The following is a 12,976-nucleotide window of genomic DNA, read 5'->3' on the forward strand; positions in this document are numbered from 1 at the left end:
ACAACACCCCTGACGTCGGCGGGTTTCGTTGACGACGAAACCGGTCGAATTCAGGGGTGTGGTCGTAACCAGCCCAGTCCGCTACGAGTGCGAAAGTACTCCCTGTACTCTTGGAACCCTCCCTAACTGCAGAGCGTCCCGACCATGTGGCCCTTGCGTCTCGGGTGAGGAGACGACTTCGAGGTTGCTCATTGAATCGGCTTAAAGCTGCAATCCGATGACAGAGCCTCAGCCGCCGGTCGTCACGACCGGCAGCCTGTCTTGCTCATGGGGCTGGCGTCAGGGACGACGGCGACCCATGAAGAACGACACCACGAACAACACCAGGAACAGCACGAACAGGATCTTGGCGATACTGGTGGCGGTACCGGCGATGCCACCGAAACCCAGGACGCCTGCGATGATCGCGATGATCAGGAAAGTGATAGCCCAGCTCAGCATGGTGTTTCTCCTATGTATTACAAGTGCACTCAGCGGACGACAGCACCTGTCCAGCGAGCATTGGTTTTATTAGCGAAATCCTGGGTATCCAGACTCGCCATCCGTGGTTCCACAGCGGTCAGATCGAGATCCAGACCATTGAGGTTGTGCGTCTGATTGAGCGCACGACCCATCATCAAAGCACTGAGCAACATACCGATGCTCATGACCGTCACTGCAGCGAACAACCCAGTCACCAGCAGCATCCACATCATGGTCATGACCTCAGAATACCCAGCGGGTCTGCTTCACCAGACGGTCACCGTTGGACTGTGCCGGGATGGCTTTGAGTTCCCCACGACCTTGACTTGCCAGCGGCTTGGCTGCAGGCACCATGGCCTGGGCAGCGATGCGGGTAGAGGCGATGAGTGCCTGTTCGCGGCTGACGTCCTGGCCCTGGGGGGCAGCGACGGCGGCGCTGGCGAAGCAAGCGAAGAGCGCAGTACCTACCAAGTGCTTGCGAAGGGTCTGGCTGATCATCGGGTCTCTCCTGCAGTCCGTTGGCCCTAAGGCCGGCTTGCCAAGGAGATTGCAGACTGCGTGCCAGCTTTTCGAAAAGATTTTTTACTTTAAAAAACAACAACTTATGGTTTTCACCGGGTATAGCCACACATGCACCTTGCAAGGTGCAACGTCTGGAGCATTGCGTTTTGCATGATGGCCACAGGGGTATTGGAGGGCGCCCGGTTGTTCGTTTACCAAGCGCAGCGAGGAAAGTGGCCATGAGCTTCCTGTCACCCGGCCAAAAAGGCGGCTTTTTCCCCTGTTCAGCCCCCCGGGTTGCGTTCTGCACGACACCCCTGATGGCTTCGATGAATCGCCTAGTAGCCCAGCGGATTGCAACTTGCACGATGTATCATGGACTAATTGCCAGCCCTGCCCTTTAGTGCGTTTCGGCCCCTTGGGCCCGGAGTTTTCCCGTCATGGAACAAACCAGCGGTCGCATCCTCCTCGTGGACGACGAAGCCGCCATCCTGCGGACCTTTCGTTTCTGTCTGGAAGACGCCGGCTACAGCGTGGCCACGGCCAACAGCGCGGCCCAGGCCGAAGCCCTGCTCTTGCGGCAGGTCTACGATCTCTGCTTTCTCGATCTGCGCCTGGGTGCGGACAACGGTCTGGACGTGCTGCAGCAGATGCGTATCCAGGCGCCCTGGATGCGGGTGGTGATCGTCACCGCCCACTCGGCCATCGATACCGCGGTGGACGCCATGCAGGCCGGCGCCGCCGACTACCTGGTGAAACCCTGCAGCCCCGATCAGCTGCGCATGGCCGCGGCCAAGCAGCTGGAATTCCGCCAGCTCTCGGCGCGCCTGGAAGCCCTCGAAGGCGAGGTGCGCAAGTCCAGCGCCGGCCTGGACTCGCGCAGCCCGGCAATGATGAGCATCCTGGAAACCGCCCGGCAGGTCGCCACCACCGACGCCAACGTGCTGATCCTCGGTGAATCCGGCTCCGGCAAGGGCGAACTGGCCAGGGCCATCCACGCCTGGAGTCGGCGCGCCAAGAAGACCTTCGTCACCATCAACTGCCCGTCGCTGTCCGCGGACCTGATGGAAAGCGAGATGTTCGGCCATACCCGTGGCGCCTTCACCGGGGCCAGCGAGAGCACCCTCGGCCGGGTCAGCCAGGCCGATGGCGGCACCCTCTTTCTCGATGAGATCGGTGACTTCCCCCTGGCCCTGCAGCCCAAGCTGCTGCGTTTCATCCAGGACAAGGAATACGAGCGCGTCGGCGATCCGGTAACGCGCCGTGCCGACGTGCGCATCCTCGCCGCCACCAACCGCAACCTGGAACAGATGGTGGCGGAAAACGAATTCCGCGAAGACCTGCTCTATCGCCTCAATGTCATCGTGCTCACCCTGCCGCCGCTGCGCGAACGCAAGGAAGACATCGTCGATCTCGCCGAGCGTTTCCTCGCCCGCTTCGTCAAGGACTACAACCGTCCCGCCCATGGCTTCAGCGAGGCGGCCCTGGAGGCCCTGCGCAACTATGGCTGGCCGGGCAACGTCCGCGAGCTGCGCAACGTCATCGAACGGGCCAGCATCATCTGTGGCCAGGACCTGGTGGACGTCAATCACCTGGGTCTGGGTGACAGCCCGGCCACCAGCGGCGCCGCCAGCGCACCGCGGGTCGGCGAGGCGCTGAGTCTGGAAGCCCTGGAACGCGCCCACATCGCCGCGGTGATGGCCACCAGCGAGACCCTCGACCAGGCCGCCAAGACCCTGGGCATCGACGCCTCCACACTCTATCGAAAACGTAAGCAGTACGGGCTATGAAACTGCCGATCAAGCTGCACACCCGCCTCTTTCTCAGCATCTCCGCGCTGATCGCCGTGGCCCTCATCGGGCTGCTGGTGGGCCTGGTCAGTGTCCTGCATCTGGCCCGCGAGCAGAGCGTCCAGACCCGCAGCAACCTGGACTTCATCAACCTGACGCTGAACATGCGTCAGGAATTGAGCAACAGCCTGTTCCAGATGCTCGACGGAGCACCCAATCCGCAGTCACTGGTGGCGGCCCAGCAGCGTTTCCAGGAATACCTTGAACTGGTCGAAGGCCAGATGCGCAATCCCGAGCAGCTGGCCATCCTGGAAGACGTCAAGCAGCGCTACCGGCGCTTCGCCGACTACCTGCGCTCACCACCGGCGGGCTATAGCGAGTTGCGTGCCGATCCCGGCTTCCAGCAAACCCTAAATGCGCTGCGCACGCGCATCTACGACCTGCAGCGCAGCTACGTGGTGACCTTGGAGCGCATGCAAGACGAGGCCCATGACCGGGCGGTGATCATCGCCATGCTGCTGGCGCTGATCGGCGTGGCCATCCTGGTCACCGGGGTGGTGACCGCCAATGGCATCGCCCGGCGCTTCACCGGTCCCATCGACGGCTTGGCCAAGGCCGCCGAGCGCATCAGCCAGGGCAATTTCGACGTCCAGCTGCCCACCTCCCAGATCGCCGAATTCACCCTGCTCAGTCGTCGCTTCGGCAACATGGCCCAGGCCCTGCACCGTCTCAGCCAGACCAATGTCGAGGCTCTGGTGGCGGGGCAACGGCGCTTGCAGGCGGTGCTCGACAGCATCGACTACGGCCTGGTGATCCTCGATCCCCAGGGCAACATCGAGCACGCCAACCCGGTGGCCTGCCGCCAGTTGGGCTGGAACGAGAACCACCTGGGCGAATCCCTGATCGCCGCCCTGGAACGCCCGGAAATCGAAGCGAGTGTGCAACGGGTGCTGGCCGGTGGCGCCCTGGATGCGGCGCCCGAGGACCTGGAGATCCGCGTCGACGACGAGGTACGACTGCTGGCCTGGAGTCTGACCCCGGTCAACCACGCCGACGGCCGCAGCGTCGGGGCGCTCATGGTGCTGCGCGATGTCACCGAGCAGCGCGCCTTCGATCGGGTGCGTAACGAATTCGTCCTGCGCGCCTCCCACGAACTGCGCACTCCGGTCACCGGCATGCACATGGCCTTTGGTCTGCTACGCGAACGCCTCAAGGTGGCGCCGGATTCCCGCGAGGCCTTTCTGCTGCAGACGGTGGACGAGGAAACCCATCGCCTGGTGCAGCTGATCAACGACCTGCTGGACTATTCCCGCCACCAGAGCGGCCTGCAGCGCCCGGAAAAGCTGCCGAGCGAAATCGGCGAATTGCTGGAGGCAGCCCGTGGTCGTCATGCCGACGAGGCCCGCGAGCGTGATGTCGAGCTGGCCGTCGAATTGCTGCACACGCCGCTGCCTCGGGTCAGCCTGGATCCCAAACAACTGGGCCGGGTGTTCGACAACCTGCTGAGCAATGCCCTGCGCCATACCCCGGCCGGCGGCCGTATCGTCATCCAGGCCTTGCGCCAGAACGATCAGCTGCTGATGGCGGTGCAGGACAATGGCGAAGGCATCGCCTATGCCCAGCAGGGCCGAGTGTTCGAGCCCTTCGTGCAGATCGGTAGCCAGAAGGGCGGCGCCGGCCTGGGCCTGGCCCTGTGCAAGGAAATCATCCGCCAGCACGGTGGCCGCATCGGCGTGGTCTCCCGCCCCGGCCAGGGCACCCAGATCTTCATGACCCTGCCGACCTGAGCCAGGCTTCGACGATGGAGTCGTCTCAACCCAACCTACGATCTAGCCGCCTCTCCTTTCGGGGGAGCCGCCGTAGGTTGGGTTGAGCGCAGCGAAGCCCAACGGTGCGTAGCTCGAATCCGCTTTGTTGGGCTTCGACGATGGAGCCGTCTCAACCCAACCTACGATCTAGTCCCCTCTCCTTTCGGGAGAGCCGCCGTAGGTTGGGTTGAGCGCAGCGAAGCCCAACGGTGCGTAGCTCGAATCCGCTTTGTTGGGCTTCGACGATGGAGCCGTCTCAACCCAACCTACGGTCTAGTCCCCTCTCCTTTCGGGAGAGCCGCCGTAGGTTGGGTTGAGCGCAGCGAAGCCCAACGGTGCCCAGATCGAATCCCTGTTGTTGGGCTTCGCCGATGGAGCCGTCTCAACCCAACCTACGGTCTCTACAGCAGCGTTCGCGCCAGGGCCTGTCGCCAACCAGCGTAGAGCTCGGGTACGGCATTAGCCCGCGGCTCATAGCGGCGACGTGGCCGTTCGAGATCGGCCAGGGCCGCGGCGTCCTGCCACCAGCCGAGGGCATGGCCGGCCAGATGGGCGGCGCCCAGCGCCGAGACCTCCGGCGACAGGCTGCAGATCACCGGACGCTGCAGGAGATCGGCCTGGAATTGCAGCAGCCATTCGTTGCGCGTGGCGCCGCCATCCACCCAGAGTTCGTCCAGGGGCGTTGGACTGTCCTGTTGCATGGCGTCGAAGACGTCGCGGATCTGGTAGGCGATGGCTTCCAGCGCCGCGCGCATCAGGTGCGCCCGCCCGCAGTTCTCGGCCAGACCGCAGAACAGCCCACGGGCTTCGGCCCGCCAGTGCGGCGCGCCCAGGCCTCCCAGCGCCGGGACGAAATAGACGCCACCGTTGTCCGGCAGCGCCGCGGCTTCCGCGGCCAGGGTCTCCAGCTCTCCGGCCCCGCCCAGCAGGCGCGCGGTCCAGCCCACGGCGGCGCCGGTGTGGACGATGTTGCCTTCCAGGGCAAAGGTCGGGGTATCCCCCAGGCGCCAGGCCAGGGTGGTAGCCAGGCCATGGGCGGACACCACCGGCTCGGCGATGGGTGTCATCAGCGAAGAACCCGTGCCCAGGGTGGCCTTGACCTTGCCCGGCACGAAACCGCCCTGGCCGAACAGCGCCGCATGGGAATCGCCGATCATGGCCAGGATCGGCAGACCGGCCGGTAACGGACCCTGGGCACGGGTCTCGCCAAAGTAGCCGGCACTGGGTCGGATCTCCGGCAACGCCGCCCGAGGAATGCCGAAGAGGCTCAGCAGCTGTGGGTCCCAGTCGCCGCCGCGCAGGTCGAGCAACTGGGTACGGGCCGCGTTGGCCGCGTCGATGAGAAAGCTCGTGCCACCACTGAGTTGCCAGAGCAGCCAGCTGTCCACGGTGCCCAGGCAGATGTCGCCGGCGGCGGCGCGGGCCGTGCCGTCGGGGATCTGCTCGAGCAGCCAGCGCCATTTGCCGGCGGAAAACATCGGGTCCAGCGCCAGGCCGCTGCGCTGCAGGATCAGCTCGCCCTGCCCGGCGGCGTGCAAGGCCTCGCACTGCGGCTGGGATCTCTTGCACTGCCAGCTCACCAGCGGACCGAGCAACTGCCCGCTGCCGCGCTCCCAGGCCAGGGCGGATTCGCGCTGGTTGCTGATGGCGATGGCCGCCAGGGGCGCGTCGGTCTGGGCCAGGCAATCGCCGATGGCGCCCTGCAGGGCCTGCCAGATGGCCAGGGGATCCTGCTCGGCATAGCCCGCCTGGGGATGCTGGACGGTGAGCGGCCGGGAACCCCGGGCCACGACTCGCCCGGCGCGATCCACCAGGATCGCCTTGGCATTGGTGGTGCCCTCGTCGAGGGCGAGGATCAGCGGTTCGGCGGCCATGGCAGCTCCTGTTGTTGTTCTTGTCCTAAGCGCCGGCGTATTAGCGCAGGCGCTGCACCGCAGCGACGATACCGGCAGCGTCAATGCCGTGCTTGGCGCGGGTCGGCCCGCGCGCGCCGGCGGCAGCATACTCGCCATCGGCGATGCCCAGGCGGATCAGCGGCACCCCCAGGGCGGCCTCGGCCATGACCTCGGCCACCAGACTGCCCACCCCGCCGTTGGCATTGTGTTCTTCCACCGTGACCACCCCGCCGCGGGCGGCGCAGAGGGCTTCCAGCAGGGCTTCACGCTGTAGCGGACGGATCGACGATAGGTTGATCACCTGGGCACTGATGCCCTGCTCGGCCAGCAACCGGGCAGCGTCCACCGCCTCGTGGACCACCGAGCCCAGGGCCACCAGGCTGACGTCGTGACCCTGGCGCAGCACGTCGACCTGACCGGGGACGAAGCGATAGTCGGGGCCGTGCAGATCGGGCAGCGCCTTGCCATCCAGGCGGACATAGACCGGGCCGTCGTGGGCCAGGGCGTGCTCAACGATCTGCCGGCACTCGGCGCCGTCGGCCGGGGCATAGATTTCCACGTTGCCGAAGCCGCGCATCACGGCGATGTCGTCGAGGCTGTGGTGGGTACTGGCCAGGGGACCGTAGCTGGCCCCGGCGTTGAGGCCGAACATCTTGACGTTGGACCTGTTGTAGCAGACGTCCACCTTGACCTGCTCGTTGGCGCGGGAGATCAGGAAGGGCGCGGCGTTGCAAGTCACCGCCACCTTGCCGGCCAGGCCCAGGCCAGCCGCCACCCCGACCAGGGTCTGCTCGGCGATGCCGACGTTGACCAGGCGCTCGGGGAAGCGTTTGACGAAGGGACCGATCTTGGCCGTGGAGGTGGAATCACTGACCACCGGCACCAGGTCGACGCCAGCGTCCACTGCGGCGATGAAGGCCTCGACCATGACGCTGGCGAGATGGGCTTCGCCCGGGGTCTGGGTATCAGTGGCCATGGTCGAGCTCCTCCAGTGCAGCGGCGATCTCGTCGCCCTTGGGCACCCGGTGGTGCCATTCGGGTTTGCCCTCGATGAAGGAAACCCCCTTGCCTTTGACGGTATTGGCGATCAGCACCTGGGGCTGGCCACGGTGATCGCGCAGCGCTTCCAGGGTCTCCACCAGTTGGGCCACGTCGTTGCCATCGCACTCGACCACATGGAAGCCGAAGGCGCGCCACTTCTCGGCCAGCGGCTCCAGCGGCAGGATCTCGGCGGTAGGGCCGGCCAGTTGCAGACGGTTGTGGTCAACGATCACCGTGAGGTTGTCCAGCCGATACTTGGCGGCGGTCAGCGCCGACTCCCAGTTGGAGCCCTCGCCCAGCTCGCCATCGCCGGTCAGCACATAGACGCGGCGCGGACTGCCATCGCGTTGCGCGGCCAGGGCGATCCCCGTGGCGACCGGCAGGCCGTGGCCGAGGGCGCCGGTGTTGAGTTCGATGCCAGGGGTCTTCTGCCGCACCGGATGACCCGGTAGGTGGGAGTCGAAATGCTGGTAGGTGTCGAGCCATTCAGGCGGGAAGTAGCCGGCCTCGGCCAGGCAGCAGTAGAGGCCGCCGACGCCATGACCCTTGCTCTGGATGTAGATGTCGCGCTGGGGATCGGCGAGGCGTTCCGGGGCGACGTCGAGCAGGCGGAAATAGAGGGTGGCGAGGATGTCGGTCTCCGACAGATCCGCCCCGGTATGGCCGCCGGCAGGCGAGCCGGCGTTGAGCTGGATGACGCGCCGGCGGATCAGCCGGGCCTTTTCGCGAATCTGCGCGACGTCGTACTGGAACGGATTCATCAGGCGACCCCCTCGGGTATCCGAAGCTGCGATGGAGCAGACGCCTGCCGAGGTTTCAGTGGGCGTCTTATGAATATTTATTCGTCACTGAAAATATATTTATCATTTAGACCTCAATCCGGGGGGGCGTCAATAGCGACGGAACGACGTCATCACCTTGTCGAGCAGGTAGGATGCGCGGCTGGATGCGGGATTGCCGAGGCCATCGCGTTCAGAAGGTGGCGATGAAAAGGCGCTTGACTTCCACTTGGAACAGGCGGAGTCTGAATTAAAAATCAGGCACGCATAAATATTCAGGCGAGCCATACACAAGAACAATAACCCCAGGAGAAGCTCGTGGACGCCAAAGCCCCGACCGCCTCGCCACCCGCCAAGCCACTCGCCCGCCTGGCGCTACGCCTGCCCCGCAACGTCGGCGGTCCGCTGATCGGTCTGGCGCTGCTGATCGCCGTGTTCTCCTTCGCCTCGGAGTATTTCTTCTCCGTGCGCAACGCCCTCAACATCCTCGATCAGGTGACGGTACTCGGCATCCTGGCCATCGGCATGACCCTGGTCATCGTCATCGGTGGCATCGACCTGTCGGTGGGCTCGGTACTGGCCTTTTCCATGATGCTGCTGGGCTGGCTCTATCAGGACATCGGCTGGCCGCTGGGCCTGGCGATTCCCGCGGCCATCCTCGGCGGTCTGGTGTGCGGCCTGGTGTCGGGAATGCTCATCGCCAAGGCACGGTTGCCCGCCTTCATCGCCACCCTGACCATGATGTCGGTGGCCCGGGGTCTGGCCAACATCCTTACCGACGGCCGCCAGATCGTCGGTTTTCCGGACTGGTTCACCAGCCTGGCCACGGTACGGCACTTCGGCTTCCTGTCGGTCACCGTCGGCCTCTTCCTGCTGATGCTGCTGGTGGCCTGGGTGTTCCTGCGCTTTCGCGCCGGTGGCCGCAATCTCTATGCCATGGGCGGCAGCGCCGAGGTGGCGCGGTTGTCGGGCATCAAGGTGCGCACCCTCACCATCTGGATCTATGCCCTGAGCGGCGCCCTGGCGGGCCTGGCCGCGGTGGCCATGGCGGCGCGGCTGGATTCGTCCCAGCCCAGCGCCGGCCTGTCCATGGAGCTGGATGCCATCGCCGCGGTGGTGATCGGCGGTGCCAGCCTCAGCGGCGGCGTCGGCAGCGTCGGGGGCACCCTGGTGGGCGTGCTGATCATCGGCGTGCTGCGCAATGGCCTGAATCTGCTGGGGGTCTCGCCCTTCGTGCAGCAGGTGATCATCGGCATCGTCATCGCCCTGGCCGTCACCCTGGACACCCTGCGCCGCCGTAACGGGCAGCGCTAGGTCTGCTCTGCTTCGTCTCGTCACCGCAGTACAACAATAACAACGGAGTGCCATCCATGCTGACCCCCAAGAAGCTGTTGCTCAGTACCCTGTTCGCCGCCATGACCTGCACCGCTGCCTTCAATGCCCAGGCCAAGGAACTCACCGTGGGGCTGGCCGTGGCCAACCTGCAGGCCGACTTCTTCAACCAGATCAAGCAGGCCGTCGAGGCCGAGGGCAAGGCCAAGGGCATCAAGGTCATCACCGTGGACGCCCAAGGCAATTCGGCGACCCAGGTCAACCAGATCCAGGATCTGATCACCCGCCAGGTCGACGCCCTGATCTATATCCCAGCCGGCGCCACCGCCGCCGGCGTCCCGGTCAAGGCAGCCAAGGCCGCTGGCATCCCGGTGGTGGCGGTGGACCGCAACGCCCCCGATGCCCCGGGTGACACCTTCATCGCCAGTGACAGCGTCGCCGCCGCCCGCACCCTGGCCGAATACGTTGGCAAGGTCACCGAAGGCAAGGGTCGCGTAGCCATCCTCCAGGGCCAGATCGGCACCACGCCGGAAAATGATCGCGCCAAGGGCTTTGCCGAAGGCCTGGCCAAATTTCCCGAGCTGAAGGTGGTCGCCCAGCAGCCCGCCGAGTGGGCCCAGGACAAGGGTTTCGCCGTGGCCCAGGACATGCTCCAGCGTGACCCCAACATCAACGTCTTCTTTGGTCGCGCCGATGCCATGGCCCTTGGCGCTGCCCAGGCGGTCAAGGTGGCCAACCTCGATCATCCGGTGACCATCGTCGGCTTCGACGGCGACGTGGCCGGTCTCAAAGCGGTGGCCGCCGGCACCCTGTCCGCCACCATGACCCAGCAAACCCGCAAGATGGGGCGCATGGCCCTGGAATCGGCGGTGGCGCTCAAGGAAGGCAAGCAGCTGCCCAAGGAGCAATTGCAGGAGGCGATCCTGACCACCAAGGATAATGTCGCTCCCTTCATCGAGAACCATCCGTAACCACGATCTGCTGTGCATCGGCTCCTGCCCAGGTGCCTCCCGCGGGAGGCGCCGCTTCAGCTCCCCCTTCGGAGGCTTCATGTCCGCCGTCATGCCTTTGGAACAGCCCGCCGCCCTCAGCCTGAGAAACATTGGCAAGAAATACGCCGGCATCGAGGTGCTGGCGGGGGTAGACGTCGACATCCAGCCCGGTGAAGTCCTGGCCCTGCTCGGCGAGAACGGCGCTGGCAAGTCCACCCTGTCGTCCATCATCGCCGGCCTGGTGCCGCCCGAGACCGGTGGACGCATGACCTGGCTGGGGCGCGACTACGCTCCGGATTCTCCCGGCGCCGCCCTGGCCGCCGGCATCGGCCTGATTCACCAGGAAATCCGCCTGCTGCCGGAGCTGACCATCGCCGAAAACATGTTCGTCGGTCGCCTGCCCATGCGCGGCGGCCGCATCGATCGAGCCTTCATGGAAACCGAGGCCCAGCGTCAGCTGGATCGCCTGGGGCTGAAGGTACCCGCTACACGCACCGTGGCCGGCCTCAGTGTGGCCGCCCAGCAGCTGGTGGAGATCGCCAAGGCGCTGACCCTCAAGGCACGCCTCTTGATCCTTGATGAGCCCACCGCGGCCCTGGGTGGCGAAGAGACCGAATTGCTGTTCGCCCAGGTCGAGCGGCTCAAGGCCGAGGGCGTGTCCTTCATCTATATCAGCCATCGCCTGGAAGAGATCGCACGGATCGCCGACCGGGTGCTGGTGTTGCGCGACGGGCGCCAGATCGCCCTGCACGCCACCGCCCAGGTACCGGTGCGGCAACTGGTGGAAGAGATGGTCGGGCGCAGCGTGGAGCGCATCTTTCCGGCCATGGCCGCGCCCGCAGCCCGCGAGGTGCTGCGGGTCAAGGATCTCAGCTGCCGCGAGATGCCGCTCAAGCACATCGATTTCAGCGTGCGGGCGGGCGAGGTGTTCGGCGTGGCCGGCGTGGTCGGTGCGGGGCGTACCGAGCTGGTCCGCGCCATCGCCGGCGCCGCCGAGCAGGTCACCGGCACCCTGGTGCTGGAAGGTCAGGCCTGCCGCTTCGCCAGTCCCTGTGAAGCCATCCAGGCCGGCATCGTGCTGGTGCCCGAGGATCGCAAGCAGCAGGGCGTGGTGGTCGACCATGCCATCGAGGAGAACCTCATCTATGGCAACACCGACCTGCTCGCCGCCGGTGGCTGGGTGTCCCCCGGTGGCCTGCGCGCCTTCGCCCGCAAGGCGGTGGCCCGGCTCGGCGTCAAGGGCCAGCCGGAGCAGGCCATCGCCGCCCTCTCCGGTGGCAACCAACAAAAGGTGATCATCGCCAAGTGGCTGGCGCGCAATCCCAAGGTCTTCATCCTCGACGAGCCTACCCGCGGCATCGACGTCGGCGCCCGCGCCGCCATCTACCAGGTGATCGCCGAACTGGCCGCCACCGGCATGGCGGTGATCGTGGTCAGCTCGGATCTCGACGAGGTGCTCGGCCTGTCACATCGGGTCATGGTGATGAGCCGTGGCCAGCAGATGGGCATTCTCGAACGTGAACAGGCCACTCCGGTGGCCGTGATGGAACTGGCTACCGCCTGACTAGGAGTTTTCTCATGCGTCTCTTCGATCTCGGCGGCCAGACCGCCTTCGTCACCGGTGCCGGCAGCGGCATCGGCCAGGCCATCGCCGTCGGGCTCGCCGAGGCCGGGGCCCAGGTGGCCTGCTTCGACCTGCCCGGCAGTCGCGACCTCGCCGGCACCGTCGAGCGCATCCAGGCCCACGGCCGCCGCGCCCTGGCCCTGGAAGGCTCGGTGACCAGCGCCGCTGACCTGGAAGCCGCCGTGGCCCGTACCGAGGCCGAACTCGGCCCCCTGAGTCTCGCCGTCAACAGCGCCGGCATCGCCAACGCCCAAGCCGCCGAGGAACTGGAGCTGGAGCGCTGGCAGCGCATGCTCGACATCAACCTCACTGGGGTGATGCTGAGTTGCCAAGCCCAGGCTCGGGTCATGCTGCCGCGCGGCAAGGGGGCCATCGTCAACATCGCCTCCATGTCCGGCAGCATCGTCAACCGCGGCCTGCTGCAGGCCCACTACAACACCTCCAAGGCCGGCGTCATCCACCTGACCAAGAGCCTGGCGATGGAATGGGCCGAGCGCGGCATCCGGGTCAACTGCATCAGCCCCGGCTACACCGCTACCCCCATGAACACCCGTCCCGAGGTGGCCGACCAGGTCAAGATCTTCGAGCAGACCACCCCGCTGGGCCGCATGGCCGAAGTGGAGGAAATGGTCGGTCCGGCGATCTTCCTCTGCAGCCCTGCCGCATCCTTTTGCACCGGGGTGGATCTGATCGTCGATGGTGGTTTCGTCTGCTGGTAACAACCCGCTGGCGATCACGCGCGCCGGATCGCC

At 65.8% G+C, this 12,976-nt stretch carries 12 protein-coding genes; 6 read left to right on the forward strand and 6 right to left on the reverse strand.

What is annotated here, in order from left to right:
• Positions 1-279 precede the first annotated feature (279 nt).
• Genes LRS53_RS07025 through LRS53_RS07035 form a run of 3 tightly spaced genes read right to left on the reverse strand, consistent with a single transcriptional unit; the run spans position 280 to position 960 of the window.
• A complete protein-coding gene (locus LRS53_RS07025; protein ID WP_007160206.1) occupies positions 280-441 on the reverse strand; it encodes a DUF1328 domain-containing protein in 162 nt (53 codons plus the stop codon).
• Positions 442-470: 29 nt separating this feature from the next.
• Positions 471-695 carry a hypothetical protein gene (locus tag LRS53_RS07030; RefSeq protein ID WP_231355463.1) on the reverse strand — a complete coding sequence of 75 codons (225 nt, stop codon included), beginning with the start codon at positions 693-695 and terminating at the stop codon, positions 471-473.
• 10 nt (positions 696-705) lie between these two features.
• Positions 706-960, reverse strand: a complete 255-nt coding sequence (locus LRS53_RS07035) for a hypothetical protein (RefSeq protein ID WP_007160204.1) — start codon at positions 958-960, stop codon at positions 706-708.
• Between the two features lie 443 nt (positions 961-1,403).
• On the opposite strand from LRS53_RS07035, the gene algB reads away from it, so the two are divergent.
• A complete protein-coding gene (gene algB, locus LRS53_RS07040) occupies positions 1,404-2,753 on the forward strand; it encodes a sigma-54-dependent response regulator transcription factor AlgB (RefSeq protein ID WP_093253688.1) in 1,350 nt (449 codons plus the stop codon).
• Positions 2,750-4,540, forward strand: coding sequence for an ATP-binding protein (locus tag LRS53_RS07045; RefSeq protein ID WP_231355464.1), 1,791 nt, complete (start codon positions 2,750-2,752; stop codon positions 4,538-4,540). Before algB ends, LRS53_RS07045 begins: the two co-directional genes overlap by 4 nt.
• Before the next feature lie 422 nt (positions 4,541-4,962).
• On the opposite strand, the gene LRS53_RS07050 is transcribed toward LRS53_RS07045, so the two are convergent.
• From LRS53_RS07050 to LRS53_RS07060, 3 genes are read right to left on the reverse strand one after another with little or no spacing between them, the layout of a single operon-like run.
• Positions 4,963-6,435, reverse strand: coding sequence for an FGGY family carbohydrate kinase (locus tag LRS53_RS07050; RefSeq protein WP_231355465.1), 1,473 nt, complete (start codon positions 6,433-6,435; stop codon positions 4,963-4,965).
• A gap of 40 nt (positions 6,436-6,475) precedes the next feature.
• Positions 6,476-7,432 (reverse strand): transketolase family protein, encoded by a 957-nt coding sequence (locus tag LRS53_RS07055; RefSeq protein ID WP_231355466.1) that lies wholly within the window; start codon positions 7,430-7,432, stop codon positions 6,476-6,478.
• Positions 7,422-8,258 (reverse strand): transketolase, encoded by an 837-nt coding sequence (locus LRS53_RS07060; protein WP_017641541.1) that lies wholly within the window; start codon positions 8,256-8,258, stop codon positions 7,422-7,424. The genes LRS53_RS07055 and LRS53_RS07060 overlap by 11 nt, the downstream gene beginning before the upstream one ends.
• A 336-nt stretch (positions 8,259-8,594) precedes the next feature.
• Between LRS53_RS07060 and LRS53_RS07065 the strand changes: the two genes are divergently transcribed.
• The 4 genes from LRS53_RS07065 (at position 8,595) to LRS53_RS07080 (ending at position 12,943) form a co-directional block, all read left to right on the forward strand.
• Complete coding sequence (locus LRS53_RS07065) at positions 8,595-9,590, forward strand: ABC transporter permease (RefSeq protein WP_184289224.1); 996 nt, start codon at positions 8,595-8,597, stop codon at positions 9,588-9,590.
• Between the two features lie 56 nt (positions 9,591-9,646).
• On the forward strand, positions 9,647-10,579 hold the full coding sequence (locus LRS53_RS07070) for a sugar ABC transporter substrate-binding protein (RefSeq protein WP_064307130.1): 933 nt from the start codon (positions 9,647-9,649) through the stop codon (positions 10,577-10,579).
• A gap of 79 nt (positions 10,580-10,658) precedes the next feature.
• Entirely contained in the window at positions 10,659-12,164 is a 1,506-nt protein-coding gene (locus tag LRS53_RS07075; RefSeq protein ID WP_231355467.1) for a sugar ABC transporter ATP-binding protein, read from the forward strand.
• 14 nt (positions 12,165-12,178) lie between these two features.
• Positions 12,179-12,943, forward strand: a complete 765-nt coding sequence (locus LRS53_RS07080; protein ID WP_231355468.1) for an SDR family oxidoreductase — start codon at positions 12,179-12,181, stop codon at positions 12,941-12,943.
• Positions 12,944-12,976 lie beyond the last annotated feature (33 nt).

The sequence above is a fragment of the Pseudomonas sp. PLB05 genome (assembly GCF_021106615.1).
Classification (GTDB): Bacteria; Pseudomonadota; Gammaproteobacteria; order Pseudomonadales; family Pseudomonadaceae; genus Chryseomonas; species Chryseomonas benzopyrenica.